We start from the raw sequence: 2,308 nt of genomic DNA on the forward strand, positions 1-2,308 counted from the left end.
GGGTGATGAATCATGGCATCACCGCCGGTCAGCAGGATGACGAAGACGGACATCATTCCGGTAGCGATTTCATGGATAAATACGTCTTCCCCGACGGCGAGATCCCTCATTTGTGGCGCCTGGTATGGGAAATGGCGGGGCAGGATCTGGAGATTCTGGATGTAGAGAACCTGCGCCCCCACTACGCCCAGACCCTCATCCATTGGGTGCAACGCCTGGAAGCCCGCAAAGCAGAAGCCATCGCCATGATCGGGGACAAGCGCTATCGCATCTGGGCCATCTACATGGCGGGCTGCGCCTATGCCTTCTGGCGCAACTGGTCGGCTCTGCATCAGGTACTGGCGATCAAACAGACCAGGGAGGCATTAACTCCGCGCCCCTGGGAACGGCGCTATCAGTACCAGGAGGACAGCTTCCGCCGGGCCGCTCCGGATTGGGGGGATTTATAAAGGACGCAGGAACGCGAGGGCAGCGACTGGGCACGTTCATCGTAAAGTGGTTATTGCAGTGGACCGCCCGGTGGCCGGATACATGGCGTTCACGTTGCGGCGGCGGATTGGGGCTGATCGCCATGGCAGCGCTCCCCAAGATACGCAGGGTGGTGGACATCAATCTGAAGATTGCTTTTCCTGACTGGTCGCTCGCCAGACGTCAGCAATTACGCCGACAAAATTTTTGTGAACTCGGGCGCACAACCCTGGAATTGGGACCGATCTGGGCGCGGCCCTTACTTGGGGCACTAAACATGGTGCGCGCGGTGGAAGGCGCGGAGGCTGTCGATCACGCCCTCGCGCTGGGGCATGGGGTCATTCTGTTTACCGCGCACCTCGGCCCCTGGGAGGCGGCCGTCCTCTATACCGGACAGCGCTGGCCGATTACCGGTATGTACCGGGCGTTACGGAATCCCTGCATGGATGCCCTGATGCGGCACTGTCGCGAACGCAGCGGGGCACGGCAGCTCAACAAGGAACGTGGCATCCGCCCCTTATTCCGGGTCCTCAAAAAAAAGGAAATTATCGGCATCCTCACCGACCAGAATGTTGATCCGCGAGAGGGAGTGTTTGCGCCATTTTTTGGGTATCCCGCGTGCACGACCCCGGTGCTGGGGCGGCTGGCGGCGCGTGACCGCGTACCCGTCTTCGGCATGTTTGCCTATCGTTTGCCGCAAGGGTCGGGGTTCAGAATTGAATTTGTGCCGCTGCCCGACACTTTTCCCAGCGGCGACGCCGTGGCCGACGCCACCGTCATGAACGACTGCATGGAAACCGCCATTCGCAAAGCCCCCGAACAATACTGGTGGGTGCATCGCCGCTTCAAAGATCAGCCCGCAGCGCGCGAACGCCCTTACTGAGCCAGCGTCAGAAGGGGAATCCTTGCAAGAGCTGAACGACCTCTACATACTACGTTCAGGTAACAGAAGGAAATAGCCATGAAACAACCTAATTTTGCCCGTTCGTTCGCCCTTAGCTCTGCTTTTGCCGTGACCCTCGGCACGCTCCCTTTGCTTGCCACTTCGGCAGACGCCGCGACCATGCGCATGGCGACTGCACAGCCCGTCGCCATGAGCACCGCCACCAAAAGCGAAGGCAACTGCTCCCAGAAGATGGGCAAGGGCTCCCAGGAAGGAAACTGTTCCAAAGGCGGCATGAAAACCAAAGAAGGCGAACACGTCAAGAGTCACATGAAACAGCAATAATAGCCTGTATCCAGGCTATCTGCTTTGAGCAGCAATCCCCACACACCCGCCAATAAGGCGGTTGGTTTGGGCCTGCGCCGCGAATTCCTGCCGCAACTCCTTGCCACCCCGGAGCACGGCGTGGATTTTTTTGAACTGGCCCCGGAGAACTGGATTAATTTCGGTGGCCGCCCGGCAACCCAACTCCGTACCCTGACCGAAAAGCATCCCTTCATCTGCCACGGGCTGTCTCTCTCCATTGGCGGACCAGCGCCGCTGGACATGGCGCTGCTGGAGGCCGTTCAGGGCTTTATGACGGAGCATGGCATCCACCATTACAGCGAACATCTCGCCTACTGTGCGGACCACGGCCAACTTTACGATCTGCTGCCCCTGCCCCTCACCGAAGAGATGGTACGACATGTGGCGGGGCGCATCCGTCAGGCGCAGGACTTCCTGAAAATGCCGCTGATCATCGAAAACACCGCCTACTACGGCGGATTCCGCCATAGCGCGCTCACCGAGCTGGAGTTTTTGCTGGCCGTGCTGGAAGAGGCGGATTGCCGCCTGCTCCTTGATCTCAACAACCTCTACGTCAACAGCGTCAACCACCACTACGACGCGGCGGATTTT

Annotated in this window: 4 protein-coding genes; all 4 read left to right on the plus strand. The window is 59.3% G+C overall.

Translation table 11 applies throughout. The features are described 5' to 3' along the window. Window positions 1-449, plus strand: a 449-nt coding sequence (locus HF921_RS13005) for a class I SAM-dependent methyltransferase (RefSeq protein WP_215893982.1), incomplete at its 5' end; no start/stop codon positions are given. Beyond that, the gene (locus HF921_RS13010; RefSeq protein ID WP_215861498.1) at window positions 434-1,351 is read left to right on the plus strand and encodes a lysophospholipid acyltransferase family protein; all 918 of its coding nucleotides are present in this window, start codon (window positions 434-436) and stop codon (window positions 1,349-1,351) included. The genes HF921_RS13005 and HF921_RS13010, both read left to right, overlap by 16 nt. Window positions 1,352-1,429: 78 nt before the next feature. After that, window positions 1,430-1,696 (plus strand): hypothetical protein, encoded by a 267-nt coding sequence (locus HF921_RS13015; protein ID WP_215893983.1) that lies wholly within the window; start codon window positions 1,430-1,432, stop codon window positions 1,694-1,696. 24 nt (window positions 1,697-1,720) lie between these two features. Further along, window positions 1,721-2,308, plus strand: a 588-nt coding sequence (locus HF921_RS13020) for a DUF692 domain-containing protein (protein ID WP_215893984.1), incomplete at its 3' end; no start/stop codon positions are given.

Origin of the sequence: Acidithiobacillus ferriphilus (assembly GCF_018854775.1) — a bacterium.
In the GTDB taxonomy this organism is placed as follows: Bacteria; Pseudomonadota; Gammaproteobacteria; order Acidithiobacillales; family Acidithiobacillaceae; genus Acidithiobacillus; species Acidithiobacillus ferriphilus.

Coding starts and splice junctions, on each gene's coding strand:
- HF921_RS13015 (WP_215893983.1), top strand. CDS start 1,430: ATGAAACAACCTAATTTTGCCCGTTCGTTCGCCCTTAGCTCTGCTTTT.